Below are 17,102 nucleotides of genomic sequence, written 5' to 3'. Positions count from 1 at the left end.
CAGGAGTGTGTATGAAGGTGGGATTCAAGCTGGCGACAGTGGCGCTGTTGCTGGCGCTGAGCACGTCGGCGTGGTGCGCCAGGAAAGTCGACCTGGATTACCACGTCAAACTTCTGCCCCAGAGCGATCAGGCCGAGGTGCTCGTAAGCCTGTCCCAGGGTTCTGCGGTGCGCAGCCTGGATTTCGACCTGGGCCGCGACGGCGACTACAGCGATTTCAAGGCCGATGGGCAATGGAAGGTCGATGGTCGTCGGGGTCACTGGCAACCCAGCGCCGACAAGGCCAGCCTGACCTACCGCGTACGTCTGACCCACGCGCACAACCCCGGCACCTACGAAGCGCGGATGACGCCGGCCTGGGCGCTGTTTCGCGGCGACGACCTGGTGCCCACCGCACGGCTGGACCAGCAGGATGGTGTCGAGCTGGTCTCGCGCCTGACGTTCGAGCTGCCGCCGGGCTGGAAAAGCGTCGAGACCGCCTGGCCGCGTATCGGCAAAAACAAGTTCCGCATCGACAACGTGTCCCGCCTGTTCGACCGCCCCACCGGCTGGATGCTCGCCGGTAGCCTGGGCAGCCGCCGCATGCGCCTGGGACAGACCGACGTCACCGTGACGTCGCCCAAGGGCCAGGGCATGCGGCGTATGGATGTGCTGACGCTGCTGACCTTCGTGTGGCCGCAAGTGGAAGCTGCGTTCCCGCGCCACCCGGCCAAACTGCTGGTGGTGGGCGCCGGCGATCCGATGCGCCGTGGCGCCTTTGCGGCGCGTGACTCGATCTACCTCAACAGCCGCACGCCGCTGGTCAGTGAAGACGGCAGCAGCCCGTTGATCCGCGAAGTGGTACAGACCATTGCCCGTTTCAATGACCACGACACCAGTGACTGGATCAGCGAAGGCCTGGCCGGTTACTACGCCATTGAACTGGTACGCCGCGCCGGTGGGATCACCGATGAGCGGTATCAGGCGATACAGGTGCGCCTGACGAAGGAGGGCAAGGACGTGACCCGCCTGCGTGGCGAACACGTCAGCGGCGCAACAGTGTCACGGGCGGTGGTGGTGTTGCAGGAGCTGGACCGGGAGATCCGCGTGAAAACCCATAACAAGCGCTCGCTGGATGATCTGGCGCAAGCGGTAATGCGCGCCGGCAGCGTGACCACTGCGCAGTTTGTGCAGCTGGCCGAGAATATCATTGGCGAGTCATCGGTGGTGCTCGATAGCAAACTGCTGCACTGATCTTCAAACCTTGCACAAAGCAAAATGTGGGAGGGGGCAAGCCCCCTCCCACATTTGAATCTCTGGCTGCTCGCTAACTTCAGCCCGTGGTTTTCACCGCTTCTTCAGCCGCCACTTCGGCCTTGGTCTTCAAGTTCTTCAGCTGCGCACCCGCACGCTCGATCTTGGTACGGACGCTGTTCATTTCCTGGCGGCCCTGCTCAAGCTTGTCCTTGAGCGAACTGTGGCCGGTAAAACCGCGTGCCAGCGCCACGCCACCAATCGCCACCTGGATCAGCCCGAAGAGCCCGCCACGGCGCAGGCCTTTGCCTACCATCATCACGCCACCGGCTACCGAGCCGATGCGTTCCCAGCCGTGTACGTTCTGCGTGCGCTGGGCGTCCGGCTGCAGGTGTTCAATCACAGGTCGCAGGGTTTTGCTGTCGCTCATGATCCGTCTCCAACAAAGGCAAGTGTAAGTAGCTGACTGTTGGCGATGGCCGGATGTTCCCGCTATTTGAGCCCTGACTTTCATTACCTGATTTTCAGTACTTGGGTCCCGAGCGGGTGTTATTGCCCTTGGCCAGGCGGTCGTAGAGCACCACGTTGACGGTGGCGGCGAGGTTCATGCAGCCGGTGGTCGGGATATAGACCACGTCCTCGCACCAGTCGCGGATGTCTTTGTCCAGCGAGCCGTCTTCGGGGCCGAAGATGTACAGCGCGCGGTCGGGGTGGGTGTATTCGGGCAGCGGGCGGGCGCCTTCCACCAGCTCCACGGCGACGGGGATACAGCCCAGGGGCAGGATCTTCTTCAGGTCATCGATGCCGATCAGCGGAATGTCGTGATGCACCTTCTTGGTGTCGGTGATGAAGTCCCGCGCGCGCTCGTAACGCACGCCGGTATAGAACACCGAAGCCACGCCGTAGCAGCCGGCGGCGCGCATGACCGAGCCGACATTTTCGGGGGATTTGGGGTTATACAAGCCGATACAGCTGTAGCGTTTATTGCCCACGGGGAAGGGTGCCTTAAAAAGGCAGCATTATAGCGGCAAGCTGCAAGCGACAAGTAAAAGCAGGCGGCTTTTTCTTGCCACTTGCAGCTTGCAGCTTGCCGCTTTCAACCGTCCTTCTTCATCAACCCCGCCAACGCCGCAAACGGGTTGTGCGTGGCCTTGGCGATCGTCGGGCTGCTGGTGGAGCCTTCGCCGAAGTACTGCTGGTCGGTGTAGCGCGAGTGCTCGTTGTCATGGCAGTACAGGCACAGCAGTTCCCAGTTGGAGCCGTCCTGGGGATTGTCGTCATGATTGTGGTTGCGGTGGTGCACGGTCAGTTCGCTCAGGCGTTTGCCGGCGAATTCACGGGCGCAGCGGCCGCACACGTGGGGGTACATTTTCAGGGCTTTGTCGCGATAGCCCATTTCCCGGTCGCGCTGGGCATCGGCGAGGATGCGGTCCAGCTTGGCGGTGTGGGAGGGCGGGTTGGTCGAGCTCATCATGGCTCCTGGCTATTGGGTGGTCACGGACAGGTTGATTCTAGCTAATCACAGCGCAATTAGCCCTTGAGCTTTTCCGCAATCCAGATGGTGTGCCGCGTGCCTTTGTTGCCATGGGCGAATACCTGCACTTCTTCGGCCTTGAAACCGGCCTTGCGCAGTTTATCGCTGAACAGTTTGTCGGCGCTGGCCGACCACACGGCCAGCACGCCCTTGGGGCGCAAGGCCTTGGCACACGCGGCCAGGCCGCCGGCGGAATACAGCCAGCTGTTGGCTTTTTGCGTGAGGCCTTCAGGGCCGTTATCGACGTCAAGCATGATCGCATCAAACCCCTGGGGCTCGGCCTGCAGCACCTTGGCCACGTCTTCCATGCGCACCACCGTACGCGGGTCGAGCAAGGGGCGGCCGGACTTTTCGCCGAGCGGCCCACGGTTCCACTCCACCACGCCCGGCACCAACTCCGCCACCACCACTTCGGCGCTCTTGCCCAGGTGCTTGAGCGCCGAGGCCAGAGTAAACCCCATGCCCAGGCCGCCGATCAGCACCCGTGAACCCGGACGACCGGCGACTTTGCGGCACGGAATTTCGGCCAAGGCATCTTCGGAGCCGTGCATGCGCGTGTTCATCAACTGGCCACCGTCACCGCCCTGGATCTTGATGACGAAATCCTCGCCGTATTCGAACAGGCACAAGGCACCGCCATTGTCGGGGATCGGAGTGGTGTCCAGCAGAACGAAACGTTTCATGGAAATCTCATTGGGAAGGGCATTCTTGCGCGGTTGGGAGTAGCCTTGTGACATTCCGGTCAGGCCATGGAGCCATCGATGAAGTGCAGCATTCTAACGGTCATTGTGCTTGGCGCGCTCACATTGGGTGCGGCGCAGGCGCAGGAGTTGCAAACCGTGCCGGTCGCACCCGCGCCAACTCCCGGCGCGCCGGGTACGCCAACGCCCACGTTGTACCCGCAGGTCACGCCGCCCGTCGTGCCCAAGACCAACGGCTCGCCGCCCCTGGCGCCGATCGTGCTGCCGGCGCCGCCAAAGGACCAGACTGTCCCGGGCCTGCAGCAGAACGACAGCAAGCCGAAGACGCCCGGCGGTTAAAACTGTTGCGACAGTAATTGCCCATCCGCCATGCGCAAGCGCCTGGACAGGGCAATGGCAATCGCTCGGATGATCTTGGCCGCGACCCTGGGCGCTTCGTTGAGCATTTTTTCCAGGGCGTCCTTGCCCAGGTTCAGTAGCACGCAATCGGTGGCCGCAATGCAACTGGCCGATCGCCGTTCGCCGTCGAGCACCGCCATCTCCCCAAAGGCCCGGCCGCTGCGCAGGGTGGCGATGGTCAGGCGTTGACCGGCGGGGTTGGTTTTCTGCACCGCCACCTGGCCGCTGTGGAGGATGCACATGAAGGTTCCAGCATCGCCCTCGAGGAAAATCACCTCTCCCCCGGCAATGCTGCTGATATTGAAATAGCCCGCGGCAATATGAAAATCTTCCGGCAGCAGCGGGTCGAACAAACCGCAGTCCATGAGCATGTCGCGGATTTCGTCGTTAAGCAGGGTAGGTTGTGACATGGCGGCAATCTTGGTCCATCAATCCGGTAGGCGGTCCTGTGTTCAGACAGGGCCGCCTGACTAAGTTCTCAAATCAAGCCCAGCGCCTTGAACACAAATGCATATTCGAGCGCTACGTCACGTAATCCCTGGTAACGACCGCTCATGCCCCCGTGACCGGCGCCCAGCTCCGTCTTGAGCAGCAGCAGGTTATCGTCCGTCTTCGTGTCGCGCAGTTTGGCCACCCACTTGGCCGCTTCCCAGTACTGCACGCGGCTGTCGTTGTAACCGGCGATCACCAGCAGGTGCGGGTAGGCCTGGGCACCCACGTTTTCGTACGGCGCATACGCCTTGATGCGCGCGTACACCTCGGGCTCCTGCGGGTTGCCCCATTCGTCGTACTCGGTGATGGTCAGCGGCAGTTCCGGGTCGAGCATGGTGTTGAGCACATCGACAAACGGCACTTCGGCGATCGCCGCCTGGAACAGCTCCGGCCGTTGGTTGAGTACCGCACCGATCAACAAGCCGCCGGCGCTGCCGCCGCTGATCGCCAACTGGTTGGCGGTGGTCAGGCCCTGGGCGATGAGGTGTTCGGCGCAGGCGATAAAGTCGCTGAACGTGTTCTGTTTGTGTTCCTGCTTGCCGTTGCGGTACCAGGCTTCACCCAGCTCGCCACCGCCGCGCACATGCGCGATGGCAAACGCCACACCTCGGTCCAGCAGGCTCAGGCGCGCGTGGGAGAACCACGGGTCCAGGCTAGATCCATACGCGCCGTAGCCATACAGGTACAGCGGCGTCGGCTTGCCGATCTGGTCACGCTTGACCACCAGGCTGATCGGCACCTGGGTGCCGTCGGCGGACGTGGCCCACAAGCGCTGGCTGACATAATCGTCAGCGTTGAACACACCGAGTACCGGGGTTTGCTTGAGCACCTGCTGTGCACCGCTGGCCAGTTCCAACTGACGCACCTGGGCCGGACGGTTCAGTGCTTCATAGCGCAGGCGAATCCTGTCGCTGGCAAATTCCAGGCTGTTCTGTACGTAGAGGCTGTAAGCCGCGTCAGGCAGTTCCACGCGATAGGCGGCCACACCTTCAGGATGCACTTCGATCACCGGCAGGCCGCCGATACGCAGGCTCAGGGTCATGGCGCTGGCGTTGAGGCTGACGCCGTCGAGCATCACCTCGTCGCTGTGGGGGATCAGGTTCTGCCAGTCGGCTTCGGTGGGTACCGTGCCGGTGTCAGGCGCGACGAACAGCGCGTAGTTGATACCGTCGCGGTTGCTGCGGATAAACCAGGTCCATGCGCCATTCAGTTGGCCATGGTCGACATCGTATTCGTGGTCCTCGACCCGTGGCGCCAGGCAGGTGAAATCCAGGTGCGGCTGGTCGGCGTCGAGTGCCCAGATCTCGCTGGTGGTCTTGCTGCCCAGGGCCAACAGCAACTGGCGCTCGGAGCTGGAGCGGTAGCAATGCAGGAAGAAGCGTCCGTCGGGTTCGTGGAACACTTCCTGCGCCGCCGTGCCGTCCAGGCGGTAGCGGTAAAGCTTGTGCGGTCGGTGAGTGTCGTCCAGTTCGCCGAAAAACAGCGTGAGACTGTCGTTGGCCCAGGTCATGCTGCCGTCGCAGTTGTCGAATACCAGCTCACTGACCTTGTCGCTCGCCAATTCCTTCACGTACAGGGTGTAGATCTCTTCACCGGTGGTGTCGAGGCTGTAGGCCAGGCGCTGATGATCGGGGCTGATGCTGAACGCGCCGAGGGAAAAAAAGCCGCCATTGGCCAGCACGTTCGGGTCCAGCAGCAATTCTTCGCTGCTGTCATCCACCTGGTTGCTGTCATCGGCAGGGCGCCGGCAACGGTAGTGACGCGCATATTCGTCACCGGCGGTGGTGCGTGTGTAGTACAGGTACGGGCCCCAGGGGGAGGGCAGCGACAGGTCGGTTTCCAGGATTCGGCCCTTGATCTCTTCGAACAGGGTGTCGCGCAGTGCCTGCTGGTCGGCGAGTTGGGCGTCTTGCCAGGCGTTCTCTGCCTTGAGGTAATCGAGGACCTCGCTGCTGTCACGTTCTTGCAGCCAGGCGTACGGGTCCGGGCCTGGGGCCTTGCGGGCGATCGGTGCGGTGGAAATAGGCATGGATAATTCTCTATCTGGCAGACGGTGGCCGGCATTGCAGCCGCGACACGCAAAAGCCGTTATCATAGCCGCCTCTTTGCCAGCCTTGCCATGGACACCATGACCGAGAACGACTATCTGACCGCTTGGGGCCTTTACGCCTTTGCTGCTTTGGGCTGCCTGTTGGTGTGGTGGCGCATGACCCGCTGGGTCTGGCGCTGGCTGCGCGAGCCGTTGCAGTTACTGATGGCGGTGCTGCTGCTCAGCCCCACCATCGTCGACCCGATCAAGACCCAGTTCGCGCCTGCGGTGGCGATTACCGCCCTGGACCTGCTGCTCAAGGTCGGCAACAACGCCTGGCGCGCGATCTCCGACCTGTTCATGTACACGATGATCGTATGTGCGCTGTACATCGTATTCGTGCTGATCCGCTGGCCCATCGAGCGCGCTGCCAAGGCGCGCCGTGAGCGCAAGGCGGCCACGGATGCGGCGTTGGCCGCCGAGCCGGAGGAAGACGAACCGTTCCGTCGCCCGGCCCCCGTCGGGGGCATGCGGGTCGAACCGCGTCTTTAACGTTGTCCGCCCTGCAGCGAGAGCCCTGGCATGTGTGAATTATTGGGCATGAGTGCCAACGTCCCCACCGATATCGTGTTCAGCTTCACCGGGCTGATGCAGCGGGGCGGGCGAACCGGCCCCCACCGCGACGGTTGGGGCATCGCCTTCTACGAAGGCCGTGGCCTGCGGTTGTTCCAGGACCCGGCCGCGAGCAGCGAGTCGGAAGTCGCCCTGCTGGTGCAGCGCTATCCCATCAAGAGCGAAGTGGTGATCGGCCATATCCGCCAGGCCAATGTAGGCAAGGTGAGCCTGGCCAATACCCACCCGTTCGTGCGCGAACTGTGGGGGCGCAACTGGTGTTTTGCGCACAATGGCCAACTGGCGGACTTCAACCCCCGCGCCACCTTCTACCGACCGGTGGGCGACACCGACAGTGAAGCGGCGTTCTGCGACTTGCTCAACCGCGTACGCGAAGCCTTCCCGGAACCGGTGGATATCGAGCAGATGCTGCCGGACCTGATCGCCGCCTGCGCCGAATATCGCAGCAAAGGTGTGTTCAACTGCCTGCTCAGCGATGGCGACTGGCTGTTTTGCTACTGCTCGACCAAACTGGCGCAGATTACCCGGCGCGCGCCATTTGGTCCGGCCCGCTTGAAAGATGTCGACGTGATCGTCGATTTTCAGGCCGAAACCACCCCCAATGACGTGGTAACGGTCATCGCCACCGAACCTTTGACCGACAACGAAAACTGGACCCGCTACGAACCGGGCCAATGGAGCCTGTGGCGACGCGGTGAATGCGTCAGCCAGGGCGTTACCCAATAAGGAATCGACCATGTTGCTCAGCTATCTGCGGTTGGTGCTGTTTGCCATAGGCTTGTTGGTCGGCGTGCAAGTGCCGGGGTTCATCAACGATTACGCCAAGCGCGTCGAAGCCCACTTGATCGAGGCCCAGACAGGCCTGCGCGGATTCGAGTCCACCGCGCAGCAGTTCTTCAACGGTGACATGCAAGCCCTGGTGGCGCATTACCGTGCCAGTGATGACCCGGTATTCCAGAGCGACGCCAGCAGCCTGGGCGCGATGCTCGACCGTCAGTTGGCATTGGACAAGCAATTCCAGGCCATGCAGGGCCCCTGGTACATTCGCGTCCTGCAAGTGGCGGTGGCGGCTGACCCGGATATTCGCCTGGAAACCTGGAACGGCTACAGCTACCAGATCCTGCTGACGCCCGAGGCCATGGGCTGGGGCCTGGGCGGGGCGATGTTGCTGTCGTTCGGTATCGAATGCCTGTACCGCCTGATCGACTGGGTGGTGCTGGGCGGCCGGCGCCTGCGCCAGAGCCGGCCGATTGAAGAGCGGGACCTCAAGGGGCTCTAAGTCCTGACACACATCCAATGTGGGAGGGGGCTTGCCCCCGATAGCGGTGGGCCAGCTAAACTTATGTTGGCTGACACACTGCCATCGGGGGCAAGCCCCCTCCCACATTTTGACCCGGTTTAACTCAGCACCATCCGCTCTTTACCGACCTGCTCGGCATAGCGAGCCACGACCTTCTGGCACAACCCCACAATCTCCTCCACCAACTCCACCCCCACGCGCCACGACACCACCACTTGCAGATTCGGCAGTTGCTGCGCCATCGGCAGCATCACCAGATCCCCCCGTGCCAGCTCTTCACTGACCAGCACCGGCGGCAGCGCGCCAATGCCAAACCCGTCGCGCAGTAACCGGGTGATGGCTGATACCGAGTTGACGCAGTTCATGCGCGGTGCGGCGACGCCGTTGGCCTGCATCAAACTCAACACATCCTGATGGGGGCAGGAGTTTTTCGAGTAGGTGATGATGCGTTCCTGGGCCAATTCGGCGAGGGAGGCGTAATCGCGGTTATAAATCGACTGGCTGGCGACAATCCAGGCCATGGGGTGACTGCCCAGTTCCAGGCTGCGCACGCTTTCCAGGCGCAGCAGGTCGGTCTGCAGGATCAGGTCAAGGAAGCCTTTTTGCAGCTGATCGCTGAGGTTCAACGCAGTATCGGCGACCAATTCGATTTCCACCCGCGGGAACAGGCTCATCAACTCGGCGACCAACGGGCTGAGCCAGGTGTGGATCACCGTGTCCATTGCGCCGATCCTAATCCGTCCGACCTTGCTGCTGGTGGTTTCCAGGGACTGCTTCAAGCCCTGCAGGGTCACCATCATCTGCTCGGCATAATCGAGCACCTTCAAGCCTTCCGGGGTCAGGCTCACGCCGCGCGAATCGCGCAGGAACAGCTTCACCCCCAACTCGCTCTCCAGCACTGCAATGCGGCTGGAGATCGACGCCTGGGTGGTGAACAGCTTTTCGGCGGTCAGGCGGAAACTCTTGAGCTTGGCCACCCAGACGAAGGTTTCGAGGAACTTCAAATTCATGGGATCAACTTTTTCTTATGCATGGATCGGTTTTTATTAGTTGGACGCCGCAGCGTGCCGGCGCCAAAAATCGAGCCGTTCCACGATAAGCGTCGTTGGGTTTCAGGACAACATCGTTGCGAGATGTTGGTAAAAGATCCCACACTACAAAAAAACAAAGCCTACAGGAGCGACCCCGTGAGCCGCCTGCTATTGAATTGCGACATCGGCGAGAGCTTCGGCAACTGGACCCTGGGTCTGGACGCCGAAGTCATGCCGTTCATCGACTGCGCCAACGTGGCGTGCGGCTTCCATGCCGGCGACCCGAGCATCATGCGCAAGACCGTCAGCCTGGCGCTCAAGCATGGCGTGCAAGTAGGCGCGCACCCGGCCTATCAGGACCTGCAAGGTTTCGGCCGACGCTCCATGCAGTACACCCCTCAGGAAATCCAGGACCTGTTGCATTACCAGATCGGTGCGCTGGAGGGTATCTGCCGCGCCCAAGGCGGGCGCGTCAGTTACGTGAAACCGCATGGCGCCATGTACAACGACATGATGGCCAACCCCGCACAGCTGCGCGCGGTGTTGCAGGCCGTGGCTGCTTACGGCGACCTGCCGCTGATGCTGCTGGCCACGCGCGACAACAGCGCGGCCCAGGCCCTGGGCGATGAATACGGCGTGACCCTGTGGTTCGAAGCCTTTGCCGACCGTGCCTATGACAGCCAGGGCCATCTGGTTTCGCGCCAGTTGCCGGGCGCGGTGCATCATGACGCCGACACCATCGTCGAACAGGCCCTGACCCTTTCCCGCGGTGAGGCGCTGACTGCCAGTGACGGCAGCCCGCTGGTCCTGCAGGCCAATACGCTGTGCGTACACGGTGATAACGCCAGCTCGATGGCCGCGGTGCAGCGTATCCGCGAGGCGTTGAGGCCAGCATGAAGCCACGGATTGAAGTGGTGGCCATCGACTGCCTGATGGTGCGTTTGTTTGACGTGATTGCCGAAGCCAACATGCCCTGGATGCTTGCCGCCACCCAACGTCTGCGCAGCGGGTTCGGCAGCGCGCTGGTTGACCTGGTGCCGTCCTACACCACTTTGATGGTGCATTACGACCTCACCCTCCTGACCCCGGCCCAGGCACGGGCGTTGATCGACCAGGCCCTGACCGACCTGCAGCCCCAGGCCCAGGGCGGCGGCCGTTGCCATGTGCTGCCGGTATGGTACGACCTCAGCGTCGGGCCGGAGCTGAGCTTGCTGTCGCAGCGCAGCGGGCTGGCGGTCGCTGAGGTGATTCGTCGCCACAGCGACCACCTGTATCAGGTGTTCGCCCTGGGTTTCGCCCCCGGTTTTGCCTTTATGGGGCTGGTGGACGACATCCTCGCCACGCCGCGTCTCAACACCCCGCGCAAACGCGTAGCGGCCGGCAGCGTGGGTATCGCCGAGCGGCAAACCGCCGCCTATCCAGTGGTATCCCCCGGCGGCTGGAACCTGATCGGGCGCACCCCGGCCACACTCTTCGACCGCGAACGCGACGGCTACAGCTTGATGCAGCCCGGCGACACGGTGCGTTTCGAGGCGGTCAGCCACGCTGAGTTCGTCAACCTGGGTGGCGATGACGCGCCTCTGGAGGCGCACGCATGAGCCGCTTGATGATTGAGGCCAGCACACCGCTGTGCCTGTTGCAGGACGCCGGGCGTTTCGGCGTACGCCACCTGGGCGTGACCCAGGGCGGGGCGCTGGACTGGGTGTCGATGTCATGGGCCAATTGGCTGCTGGACAATGCCCTGGATGCGCCGGTAATAGAAATTACCCTGGGCGGTTTTACCGTGCAGGCCGAGGACTACTGCTTGTTGGCGCTTGCCGGTGCGGACCTGGGCGCCTGTATCGACGAGCGGGCCATCAGCCCCGGGCGCAGCTTTATCCTGCAAAAGGGCCAGCGCCTGCGCTTCACCCAGCCGTTCAGTGGAGCACGGGCTTATCTGGCCGCGCCCGGTGGGTTTGATGCGCAGGCAGTGCTCGGCAGTTGTGCCACCGTAGTGCGTGAGGCATTGGGCGGGGTGGACGGGTATGGCAAGGCATTGGCCGAGGGCGGGCGGTTGACCTATTCCGGTACCGGGGGCGCGATGAAAGTGCTGGCTAACCCGGATTTGCCAACCGTTTCATCGCTGGACGTAATCCTGGGGGCGCAGATCGGCCAGTTCAGCGGGCAGAGTTTATTCGACGCCTTCAACACCGAGTGGGCTCTGGACAGCCGAGCCGACCGCATGGGCATGCGCTTGCTGGGCACACCCCTGCAGTACCAGGGGCCGTCGTTGATTTCCGAAGGCATTCCGTTGGGCGCGATCCAGGTGCCACCGGATGGGCAGCCGATTGTGTTGCTCAATGACCGGCAGACGATTGGTGGGTATCCGCGTCTAGGTGCGTTGACGCCGTTGGCGCTGGCGCGCCTGGCGCAATGCTTGCCCGGTGAGAAGCTACGGTTGGCGCCGATGGTTCAGGAGACTGCGCATCGGCAGCAGGTAGAGTTCTTGCGCCGACTCAATTGAGCCGGGCGCGATGGGTTCCTGCGAAACCTGTGTTTCAAAAAGTGCGTTGCAATTTTCGGAAAAGTCCCATGATGATAGGGAGTTTGTCGTATGGCCCTACCGATGACGCAGTGAAAAGCTGGTGTTCCATTCGATACTGAGTTTTAACATGCGCTATTTGAAAATTTACGCACAAGACGTGCTTGATGATGATGTTCCGGACGTGGTGTATCTGGAGTTCCATGACGATACGCGTACGCCGACAATTTCCCACAGCGCCACGGCCTTTGATATTACCGATGATGGAAAGCTGGATTGGATAATTGCCGATGATGTGAATCAGGATGGCGTCATTGACGCGGTCGATAGGGCCCAAGCGATCGAACTGGCCCAGTTGTTTCTTGAGTTCAACTGGTACAGCCTGGATGAGCCGTTCGATAAATATCTGCAGGTGTTCGCTCGAGACTTTGACGACAACGGCGTGCCGGACACCGTGCGCCTGCATTTTCATCAGGGTGCGGGCGCGCCGTGCGATGAAAGCCTGGTCTACACCGCCGCATTGTATGCCGACGGGAATGGTCAGGGCGCGACGGCGATCTACCAGGACGTTAACAATGACCAGAAGGTCGACAAAAGGGACGCTGAACTGGTCAAGAAGTTTTCCACGCTGTTCCTGGCATTCGGCTGGATAGACGCCGAGCACTGCTGAAAACGGGCCCGCACACTACGCGGTGCGGGTCACTGGCTGAAGGCTATTTTGATAAAAAACGCATGCCTTCTTCCAATCCGCGCAGTGTCAGCGGATACATCTGATCTTCGACCAACTCCCGCACAATCCCCGTTGACGCTGTATAACCCCAGGTATCCTTTGGGTACGGGTTAATCCAGATCAACTTCTTGTACTTGGCCATGAAGCGCTGCATCCACACGTAGCCAGGCTCTTCGTTCCAATGCTCGACGCTGCCGCCGGCCTGGGTGATTTCATAGGGCGCCATGGCCGCATCGCCGATAAAAATCACTTTGTAGTCGGCGCCGTATTTGTGCAGCAGGTCCTGGGTGGAGGTGCGTTCGGACGTGCGCCGCTGGTTGTTCTTCCATACCGACTCGTACACGAAGTTATGGAAGTAGAAGTACTCCAGGTGCTTGAACTCGGTTTTGCACGCTGAGAACAGTTCTTCGCAGGTCTTCACGTGGGCGTCCATCGAGCCGCCGATGTCAAACAGCAACAGCAGCTTGATGGTGTTGCGCCGTTCAGGACGCATCTGGATATTCAGCAGCCCGGCGTCGCGTGCGGTGTGGTCGATGGTGCCGTCGATGTCCAGCTCTTCAGCGGCGCCCTGGCGGGCAAACTTGCGCAGGCGGCGCAGGGCGATCTTGATATTGCGCGTGCCCAACTCAACCTGGTCGTCGAGGTTCTTGTACTCGCGCTGGTCCCAGACTTTGACCGCCTTGCCCTGGCGCTTGCCGGCATCACCCACGCGGATGCCTTCGGGGTTGTAGCCGCCGGAACCAAAGGGACTGGTGCCGCCGGTACCAATCCACTTGTTGCCGCCGGCGTGGCGTTCCTTCTGTTCCTCCAGGCGCTTCTTGAATGCCTCGATCAGCTTGTCGAGGCCGCCGAGGGACTGGATCTGCGCGCGCTCCTCATCGCTCAGCGAGCGTTCGAACTCCTTGCGCAGCCAGTCTTCCGGGATCAGCGCCTGCAAGTGGTCATCGAGCTTTTCCAGGCCGTTGAAGTAGGCGCTAAAAGCCCGGTCGAACTTGTCGAAGTGCCGCTCGTCCTTGACCAGGATCGCCCGCGCCAGGTAGTAGAACTCGTCCATGTCGGCGAAGGTCACGCGCTGTTTCAGCGCGTTGATCAGGTCGAGCAGTTCGCGTACCGAGACCGGCACCTTGGCGGCACGCATTTCATTGAACAGGTTGAGCAACATTATCGATTACCGCGACGGCTCATGAATGCCAGACGTTCCAGGAGTTGCACGTCTTGCTCGTTCTTCACCAGGGCCCCGGCCAGTGGAGGGATGGCCTTGGTCGGGTCGCGTTCGCGCAATACCGCTTCGCCGATGTTGTCGGCCATCAGCAGCTTGAGCCAATCGACCAGTTCGGAGGTGGAGGGTTTTTTCTTCAGGCCTGGCACCTTGCGCACGTCAAAGAACACATCCAGCGCTTCGCTGACCAGGTCTTTCTTGATGTCCGGATAGTGCACATCGACGATTTTCTGCAGGGTCGTGCGGTCGGGAAAGGCGATGTAGTGGAAGAAGCAGCGGCGCAGGAACGCGTCCGGCAGCTCTTTCTCGTTGTTGGAAGTAATGATGATGATCGGGCGTTTCTTGGCCTTGATGGTCTCGTCGATTTCGTAGACGTAGAACTCCATCTTGTCGAGTTCCTGCAACAGGTCGTTGGGGAACTCGATGTCGGCCTTGTCGATTTCGTCGATCAGCAGGATCACTCGCTCTTCGGACTCGAAAGCCTCCCACAGCTTGCCCTTTTTCAGGTAGTTGCGTACGTCATGCACTTTGTCCACGCCCAGCTGCGAGTCGCGCAGGCGGCTGACCGCGTCGTACTCGTAGAGGCCCTGGTGCGCCTTGGTGGTGGACTTGATGTGCCAGGTGATCAACCTGGCGCCGAAGGACTCGGCCAGTTGCTCGGCGAGCATGGTCTTGCCGGTGCCCGGTTCGCCCTTGACCAGCAACGGCCGCTCCAGGGTGATGGCGGCGTTGACGGCCAGTTTCAGGTCATCGGTAGCCACATAGGCCTGGGTGCCTTCGAACTTCATCGGTCATTCCTCACATTCATCAATGCCCGACTATACCGCGCAGCCCCGGCGACTGTGAACGCAGACGGGTTATTCAGTCTCTGAATGGCCGGTCACGGCAGTCCGGTCAACGCAGTCAATGTGGCAGGGGGCTTGCCTCCGATAGCGGGGGTTCAGTCACAGATGTATAAACTGACACGCCGCCATCGAGAGCAAGCCCCCTCCCACAGTTTTAATCGGCGCTAGGCTTGGGTTGTTCGTAGCGGGCATTGAAGGCCTGGATAAAGCCATTGCGCAGGATCGCGATCACCGCAGAAAACGCACTGACATTCTGCTGGTGCACGCTGCCGCTCAGCTCCACGCGGGTCGCGAACTGGTTCTTGCGCTGGTTCTTCAATACCGTCTCGCTGGCGCCGACCACGGCCTCCCAGATCGAGCGGAAGATGTTCTTGTCTTTGTTTTCCACGTCCTGCTGCCAGTCGAATACCTCGACATCGCGCAACAGTGGCTTGATGTAGCCGCTCAGTTGGCCTTTTTCGGCCTGGGCTTCGACCACCACATCGCCGGTGCCGGCCTTGAAGTCGAACTTGCCGTAGGCCGAGGCGAAGTCATTCATGCGCTTGAGTTGCAGGTCGCGGGCGCGAAAGCGGAACTCGAACTCTTCGAAATCACTCAGCGGGTCAAAGGTGGCGCTGGCTTCCAGTGGCGCCTGGCCTTGCAGCAGCGCCTTGCCCTCAAAGCGCGCGTCGCGCTTGCCCTGGACGTCCACCACGTTGGTCAGGTTGTAGAGACTGGCGTTGACCCCGGTGGCGTTGATATTCACCTCAGGCTTGGAGCTGAAGTTATGAAAGGCGATCTTGCCGTCTTCGATGCGCACTTCGTTGAGGGTGATCGGCAGCAGTTTGCTCAGTTGTGCCTGCCAGTCGGTGCCTTTACCGGTCTGGGACGCCTGCTTGTTGGCGCCGCCGTCGACGAAGTTGATCTCCGGTCGTACGAAATGCCCTTCGGCCACGACGGCATGGTCGTACCACAGTGAATGCCAGCTCACCGCGAACTCGATCAGTGGCGCCTTGACGAACGGCACCGGTACCTTGCCGTCCACCTTGACGATCTGCAGACCGTTGATCCGGTAGGCGCCGCGCCACAAGGCCAGGTCCACATCGGCAATTTCGCCACGGTAATCGCCCATGTCGGCGAGCTTTTCATTCAGGTAGTTACGCACCAGGTAAGGCAGCGCGATGTGTATGGCAACCAGGACCAGCACCAGCCCGGCGACGGTCCAGAGCGGCCAACTGTAACGACGTTTCATGGGGCAGTTCTCCTTGCTCGTAGGAGATTGACTGCTGCAAACGGCGCAACGTTCCTCCGACTGGACGCCTAGTGGCACGAGGCATACCCTTGGGGCCTTTCCGACATTGCCAAACAGGACCCGTCATGAGCCGCATCTTTGCAGACAACGCGCACTCCATCGGTAATACACCCCTGGTGCAGATCAACCGCATCGCACCGCGCGGGGTCACCATCCTGGCCAAGATCGAGGGACGTAACCCAGGCTACTCGGTGAAGTGCCGCATTGGCGCCAACATGATCTGGGACGCGGAAAGCAGCGGCAAGCTCAAGCCGGGCATGACCATTGTCGAACCGACCTCCGGCAATACCGGGATCGGCCTGGCGTTCGTGGCGGCGGCACGTGGCTACAAACTGCTGCTGACCATGCCCGCGTCCATGAGCATCGAGCGGCGTAAAGTGCTCAAGGCCCTCGGCGCCGAGCTGGTGCTGACCGAACCGGCCAAGGGCATGAAAGGCGCCATTGAGAAAGCGGGCGAAATCGTCGCCGGCGACCCGAGCACCTACTTCATGCCGGCCCAGTTCGAAAACCCGGCCAACCCTGCCATCCACGAGAAAACCACCGGCCCGGAAATCTGGAACGACACCGATGGCGCCGTGGACGTGCTGGTGGCAGGCGTGGGCACTGGCGGCACGATCACCGGTGTGTCGCGCTATATCAAGAACACCGCAGGCAAGCCGATCCTGTCGGTGGCGGTGGAACCGGCCGTGTCGCCGGTGATCACCCAGGCGCTGGCGGGTGAAGAGATCAAGCCCAGCCCGCACAAGATCCAGGGCATTGGCGCCGGTTTCGTGCCGAAAAACCTCGACCTGGCGATGGTCGACCGCGTGGAACTGGTCACCGACGACGAGTCCAAGGCCATGGCCCTGCGCTTGATGCAGGAAGAGGGCATCTTGTGCGGCATCTCCTGCGGCGCCGCCATGGCCGTGGCGGTGCGCCTGGCTGAAAAACCGGAAATGCAGGGCAAGACTATCGTGGTGATTCTGCCGGATTCGGGCGAGCGTTACCTGTCGAGCATGCTGTTCAGTGACCTGTTCACCGACCAGGAAAACCAGGCGTGAATCGGCTGTAGGAGCGAGCGTGCTCGCGAAAAACCTGAGAGCGCCACGTTGAATCAGTCAACCCGCGTTATCGTTGACGTTCTTCGCGAGCAAGCTCGCTCCTGC

At 61.5% G+C, this 17,102-nt stretch carries 20 protein-coding genes; 10 read left to right on the top strand and 10 right to left on the bottom strand.

Annotated features, from left to right (window positions below):
- Window positions 1-11 precede the first annotated feature (11 nt).
- Window positions 12-1,232 carry a hypothetical protein gene (locus PspCFBP13528_RS21180; RefSeq protein ID WP_137201435.1) on the top strand — a complete coding sequence of 407 codons (1,221 nt, stop codon included), beginning with the start codon at window positions 12-14 and terminating at the stop codon, window positions 1,230-1,232.
- Between the two features lie 79 nt (window positions 1,233-1,311).
- Here PspCFBP13528_RS21180 and PspCFBP13528_RS21175 read toward each other — a convergent pair whose 3' ends face one another.
- From PspCFBP13528_RS21175 to PspCFBP13528_RS21160, 4 genes are all read right to left on the bottom strand, one after another.
- Window positions 1,312-1,662: a DUF2892 domain-containing protein gene (locus tag PspCFBP13528_RS21175; RefSeq protein ID WP_137201434.1), complete on the bottom strand. Its 351-nt coding sequence runs from the start codon at window positions 1,660-1,662 to the stop codon at window positions 1,312-1,314.
- A 94-nt stretch (window positions 1,663-1,756) separates the two neighbouring features.
- Window positions 1,757-2,224 (bottom strand): RNA methyltransferase, encoded by a 468-nt coding sequence (locus PspCFBP13528_RS21170; protein ID WP_053136646.1) that lies wholly within the window; start codon window positions 2,222-2,224, stop codon window positions 1,757-1,759.
- A gap of 104 nt (window positions 2,225-2,328) precedes the next feature.
- Window positions 2,329-2,703, bottom strand: coding sequence for a YajD family HNH nuclease (locus PspCFBP13528_RS21165; protein WP_057723014.1), 375 nt, complete (start codon window positions 2,701-2,703; stop codon window positions 2,329-2,331).
- 59 nt (window positions 2,704-2,762) lie between these two features.
- On the bottom strand, window positions 2,763-3,449 hold the full coding sequence (locus PspCFBP13528_RS21160; protein WP_065893509.1) for a hypothetical protein: 687 nt from the start codon (window positions 3,447-3,449) through the stop codon (window positions 2,763-2,765).
- Window positions 3,450-3,527: 78 nt separating this feature from the next.
- Between PspCFBP13528_RS21160 and PspCFBP13528_RS21155 the strand changes: the two genes are divergently transcribed.
- Window positions 3,528-3,806, top strand: a complete 279-nt coding sequence (locus PspCFBP13528_RS21155; RefSeq protein WP_065950521.1) for a hypothetical protein — start codon at window positions 3,528-3,530, stop codon at window positions 3,804-3,806.
- Here the strand turns inward: PspCFBP13528_RS21155 and PspCFBP13528_RS21150 are convergent.
- Together PspCFBP13528_RS21150 and PspCFBP13528_RS21145 are read right to left on the bottom strand one after the other, a co-directional pair.
- A complete protein-coding gene (locus PspCFBP13528_RS21150; RefSeq protein ID WP_065950520.1) occupies window positions 3,803-4,276 on the bottom strand; it encodes a cyclic nucleotide-binding domain-containing protein in 474 nt (157 codons plus the stop codon). The two genes, PspCFBP13528_RS21155 and PspCFBP13528_RS21150, sit on opposite strands and share 4 nt — an antisense overlap.
- A gap of 68 nt (window positions 4,277-4,344) precedes the next feature.
- Complete coding sequence (locus PspCFBP13528_RS21145) at window positions 4,345-6,387, bottom strand: S9 family peptidase (protein WP_137201433.1); 2,043 nt, start codon at window positions 6,385-6,387, stop codon at window positions 4,345-4,347.
- A 24-nt stretch (window positions 6,388-6,411) separates the two neighbouring features.
- Here PspCFBP13528_RS21145 and PspCFBP13528_RS21140 point away from each other — a divergent pair, with 24 nt between their 5' ends.
- Genes PspCFBP13528_RS21140 through PspCFBP13528_RS21130 form a run of 3 tightly spaced genes read left to right on the top strand, consistent with a single transcriptional unit; the run spans window position 6,412 to window position 8,299 of the window.
- Window positions 6,412-6,939, top strand: a complete 528-nt coding sequence (locus PspCFBP13528_RS21140; protein WP_065950518.1) for an MFS transporter — start codon at window positions 6,412-6,414, stop codon at window positions 6,937-6,939.
- Between the two features lie 30 nt (window positions 6,940-6,969).
- Window positions 6,970-7,746 (top strand): class II glutamine amidotransferase, encoded by a 777-nt coding sequence (locus tag PspCFBP13528_RS21135; RefSeq protein ID WP_101219148.1) that lies wholly within the window; start codon window positions 6,970-6,972, stop codon window positions 7,744-7,746.
- Between the two features lie 10 nt (window positions 7,747-7,756).
- Window positions 7,757-8,299 carry a DUF2937 family protein gene (locus PspCFBP13528_RS21130; protein WP_101219146.1) on the top strand — a complete coding sequence of 181 codons (543 nt, stop codon included), beginning with the start codon at window positions 7,757-7,759 and terminating at the stop codon, window positions 8,297-8,299.
- Window positions 8,300-8,418: 119 nt separating this feature from the next.
- On the opposite strand, the gene PspCFBP13528_RS21125 is transcribed toward PspCFBP13528_RS21130, so the two are convergent.
- Window positions 8,419-9,330, bottom strand: a complete 912-nt coding sequence (locus tag PspCFBP13528_RS21125; RefSeq protein ID WP_101219144.1) for a LysR family transcriptional regulator — start codon at window positions 9,328-9,330, stop codon at window positions 8,419-8,421.
- Between the two features lie 177 nt (window positions 9,331-9,507).
- Here PspCFBP13528_RS21125 and PspCFBP13528_RS21120 point away from each other — a divergent pair, with 177 nt between their 5' ends.
- The 4 genes from PspCFBP13528_RS21120 to PspCFBP13528_RS21105 all read left to right on the top strand — a co-directional run bounded on the left by PspCFBP13528_RS21120 (window position 9,508) and on the right by PspCFBP13528_RS21105 (window position 12,542).
- Complete coding sequence (locus PspCFBP13528_RS21120) at window positions 9,508-10,248, top strand: 5-oxoprolinase subunit PxpA (protein WP_065950514.1); 741 nt, start codon at window positions 9,508-9,510, stop codon at window positions 10,246-10,248.
- Entirely contained in the window at window positions 10,245-10,949 is a 705-nt protein-coding gene (locus tag PspCFBP13528_RS21115; protein ID WP_065950513.1) for an allophanate hydrolase subunit 1, read from the top strand. The genes PspCFBP13528_RS21120 and PspCFBP13528_RS21115 overlap by 4 nt, the downstream gene beginning before the upstream one ends.
- Window positions 10,946-11,854 carry a biotin-dependent carboxyltransferase family protein gene (locus PspCFBP13528_RS21110; RefSeq protein ID WP_137201432.1) on the top strand — a complete coding sequence of 303 codons (909 nt, stop codon included), beginning with the start codon at window positions 10,946-10,948 and terminating at the stop codon, window positions 11,852-11,854. The genes PspCFBP13528_RS21115 and PspCFBP13528_RS21110 overlap by 4 nt, the downstream gene beginning before the upstream one ends.
- 148 nt (window positions 11,855-12,002) lie before the next feature.
- Window positions 12,003-12,542, top strand: coding sequence for a hypothetical protein (locus PspCFBP13528_RS21105; RefSeq protein ID WP_065950511.1), 540 nt, complete (start codon window positions 12,003-12,005; stop codon window positions 12,540-12,542).
- Between the two features lie 43 nt (window positions 12,543-12,585).
- Here PspCFBP13528_RS21105 and PspCFBP13528_RS21100 read toward each other — a convergent pair whose 3' ends face one another.
- The 3 genes from PspCFBP13528_RS21100 to PspCFBP13528_RS21090 form a co-directional block, all read right to left on the bottom strand.
- On the bottom strand, window positions 12,586-13,764 hold the full coding sequence (locus tag PspCFBP13528_RS21100) for a VWA domain-containing protein (protein WP_137201431.1): 1,179 nt from the start codon (window positions 13,762-13,764) through the stop codon (window positions 12,586-12,588).
- A complete protein-coding gene (locus tag PspCFBP13528_RS21095; RefSeq protein ID WP_003189627.1) occupies window positions 13,764-14,609 on the bottom strand; it encodes a MoxR family ATPase in 846 nt (281 codons plus the stop codon). Before PspCFBP13528_RS21095 ends, PspCFBP13528_RS21100 begins: the two co-directional genes overlap by 1 nt.
- Window positions 14,610-14,820: 211 nt before the next feature.
- Entirely contained in the window at window positions 14,821-15,897 is a 1,077-nt protein-coding gene (locus PspCFBP13528_RS21090) for a DUF748 domain-containing protein (RefSeq protein WP_065950509.1), read from the bottom strand.
- Window positions 15,898-16,022: 125 nt separating this feature from the next.
- On the opposite strand from PspCFBP13528_RS21090, the gene cysK reads away from it, so the two are divergent.
- Entirely contained in the window at window positions 16,023-16,997 is a 975-nt protein-coding gene (gene cysK, locus PspCFBP13528_RS21085; protein ID WP_065950508.1) for a cysteine synthase A, read from the top strand.
- Window positions 16,998-17,102 lie beyond the last annotated feature (105 nt).

It is taken from the genome of Pseudomonas sp. CFBP13528 (genome assembly GCF_005233615.1).
Classification (GTDB): domain Bacteria; phylum Pseudomonadota; class Gammaproteobacteria; order Pseudomonadales; family Pseudomonadaceae; genus Aquipseudomonas; species Aquipseudomonas fluorescens_AM.
The sequence above is the reverse complement of the archived record's forward strand: the minus strand, read 5'-3'. Positions and strand labels throughout refer to the sequence as shown.

Excerpts from the sequence above, each read along its gene's own strand:
- PspCFBP13528_RS21115 (WP_065950513.1), top strand. The coding sequence starts at position 10,245 with ATGAAGCCACGGATTGAAGTGGTGGCCATCGACTGCCTGATGGTGCGT.
- PspCFBP13528_RS21095 (WP_003189627.1), bottom strand. The coding sequence starts at position 14,609 with ATGAAGTTCGAAGGCACCCAGGCCTATGTGGCTACCGATGACCTGAAA.
- PspCFBP13528_RS21100 (WP_137201431.1), bottom strand. The coding sequence starts at position 13,764 with ATGTTGCTCAACCTGTTCAATGAAATGCGTGCCGCCAAGGTGCCGGTC.
- PspCFBP13528_RS21160 (WP_065893509.1), bottom strand. The coding sequence starts at position 3,449 with ATGAAACGTTTCGTTCTGCTGGACACCACTCCGATCCCCGACAATGGC.
- PspCFBP13528_RS21150 (WP_065950520.1), bottom strand. The coding sequence starts at position 4,276 with ATGTCACAACCTACCCTGCTTAACGACGAAATCCGCGACATGCTCATG.
- PspCFBP13528_RS21110 (WP_137201432.1), top strand. The coding sequence starts at position 10,946 with ATGAGCCGCTTGATGATTGAGGCCAGCACACCGCTGTGCCTGTTGCAG.
- PspCFBP13528_RS21105 (WP_065950511.1), top strand. The coding sequence starts at position 12,003 with ATGCGCTATTTGAAAATTTACGCACAAGACGTGCTTGATGATGATGTT.
- cysK (WP_065950508.1), top strand. The coding sequence starts at position 16,023 with ATGAGCCGCATCTTTGCAGACAACGCGCACTCCATCGGTAATACACCC.
- PspCFBP13528_RS21130 (WP_101219146.1), top strand. The coding sequence starts at position 7,757 with ATGTTGCTCAGCTATCTGCGGTTGGTGCTGTTTGCCATAGGCTTGTTG.
- PspCFBP13528_RS21175 (WP_137201434.1), bottom strand. The coding sequence starts at position 1,662 with ATGAGCGACAGCAAAACCCTGCGACCTGTGATTGAACACCTGCAGCCG.
- PspCFBP13528_RS21125 (WP_101219144.1), bottom strand. The coding sequence starts at position 9,330 with ATGAATTTGAAGTTCCTCGAAACCTTCGTCTGGGTGGCCAAGCTCAAG.
- PspCFBP13528_RS21145 (WP_137201433.1), bottom strand. The coding sequence starts at position 6,387 with ATGCCTATTTCCACCGCACCGATCGCCCGCAAGGCCCCAGGCCCGGAC.
- PspCFBP13528_RS21090 (WP_065950509.1), bottom strand. The coding sequence starts at position 15,897 with ATGAAACGTCGTTACAGTTGGCCGCTCTGGACCGTCGCCGGGCTGGTG.
- PspCFBP13528_RS21135 (WP_101219148.1), top strand. The coding sequence starts at position 6,970 with ATGTGTGAATTATTGGGCATGAGTGCCAACGTCCCCACCGATATCGTG.
- PspCFBP13528_RS21155 (WP_065950521.1), top strand. The coding sequence starts at position 3,528 with ATGAAGTGCAGCATTCTAACGGTCATTGTGCTTGGCGCGCTCACATTG.
- PspCFBP13528_RS21180 (WP_137201435.1), top strand. The coding sequence starts at position 12 with ATGAAGGTGGGATTCAAGCTGGCGACAGTGGCGCTGTTGCTGGCGCTG.
- PspCFBP13528_RS21165 (WP_057723014.1), bottom strand. The coding sequence starts at position 2,703 with ATGAGCTCGACCAACCCGCCCTCCCACACCGCCAAGCTGGACCGCATC.